Genomic DNA, 1,610 nt, shown 5'->3' on the forward strand with positions numbered 1-1,610 from the left:
GGCGCTGGCCGCCGGAGAGGGTCAGGCCGTGTTCGCCGACCTTGGTGGCGTAGCCCTCGGGCAGCTCGGCGATGAAACGGTCCGCCTGGGCGGCGCGGGCGGCGGCCTCGATCTGCTCGTCGGTGGCGTCGGGGCGGCCGTAGGCGATGTTGTTGCGGACGGTGTCGGAGAAGAGGAAGGAGTCCTCCGGGACCAGGCCGATCGCGGCGCGCAGCGAGTCGAGGGTCAGCTCGCGGACGTCGTGGCCGCCGATGAGGACGGCGCCGCGGCTCACGTCGTAGAAGCGGGGCAGCAGCAGCGAGACGGTGGACTTGCCGGAGCCGGAGGAGCCGACGACGGCGAGGGTCTCGCCGGGCCGGATCTCGAAGCTCAGCCCGTCCAGCACGGGGCGGCCGTCCTCGTAGCCGAACGACACGCCGTCGAACTCGACGGTCGCGGGCGCGTCGGCGGGCAGCGTCTTCGTGCCGTCGGTCAGCGTCGGCTCGGTGTCGATCAGCTCCAGCACCCGCTCGGTGCCGGCGCGCGCCTGCTGGCCGACGGTGAGGACCATGGCGAGCATCCGGACGGGGCCGACCAGCTGGGCGAGGTACGTCGAGAAGGCGACGAAGGTGCCGAGCGTGATGTGCCCGCGCACCGCGAGCCAGCCGCCGAGCGCCAGCATGGCGACCTGGCCGAGCGCGGGGACGGCCTGGAGGGCGGGGGTGTACCGGGAGTTGAACCGGATGGTGCGCAGCCGCCCGGCGAACAGCCGCCGGCCCACGTCGCGCAGCTTCCCGGTCTCCTGTTCCTCCTGTCCGAACCCCTTCACCACGCGTACGCCGCTGACGGCGCCGTCGACGACACCCGCGACGGCGGCGGCCTGGGCCTGCGCGTACCAGGTGGCGGGGTGCAGCCGGGTCCGGCTGCGGACGGCGATCCACCACAGGGCGGGGGCGACGGCCAGCGCGACCAGGGTGAGCGGGATGGACAGCCACGCCATGACGACGAGGGAGATCAGGAACAGCAGGAGGTTGCCGATGGTCATCGGCAGCATGAAGAGCAGGCCCTGGATGAGCTGGAGGTCGCTGGTGGCACGGCCGACGACCTGCCCCGTGGACAGCTCGTCCTGACGGCGCCCGTCGAGCCGGGTGATCGTGCCGAACATCTCCGTGCGGAGGTCGTGCTGCACGTCGAGGGCGAGGCGGCCGCCGTAGTAGCGGCGGATGTAGGTGAAGACGTAGACGAGGACGGCGGCTCCGATGAGGGCACCGGCCCAGGGCATCATGGCGCGGGTCTTGTCCCCGATGACATCGTCGATGATCACCTTGGTGATCAGGGGGACGAGGGCCATCACGGCCATGCCGGCGAGGGACGAGCCGAGGGCGAGGACGACGTCCTTGGGGTACCGCCACGCGTACGCGGCGAGCCGCCGCGCCCATCCGGGCGCCCGCTCGGCCTCCGGTTTCGTCGCCGGCTCTCCCATCGCGTCCTCCCCCTGTCGCGCTGCCACGCGGTGCCCTCCTCGTCGTCGTCCGGGGTGGTCCCGGAGGTATCCGGAACACACCAACGCGGGGAGCTGCGGATTTCATCCCGCGGCAACGTTCGGGGATCGCGTGGCAGCGCGACAGGGG

Annotated in this window: 1 protein-coding gene; it reads right to left on the reverse strand. The window is 72.3% G+C overall.

Translation table 11 applies throughout. The annotated features are described in order from the left end of the window. The coding region (locus AOK23_RS32955) for an ABC transporter ATP-binding protein (protein ID WP_157878225.1) at positions 1-1,462 on the reverse strand (1,462 nt) is incomplete at its 3' end. Positions 1,463-1,610 lie beyond the last annotated feature (148 nt).

The sequence above is a fragment of the Streptomyces torulosus genome, assembly GCF_001419765.1.
Taxonomy (GTDB): Bacteria; Actinomycetota; Actinomycetes; order Streptomycetales; family Streptomycetaceae; genus Streptomyces; species Streptomyces torulosus.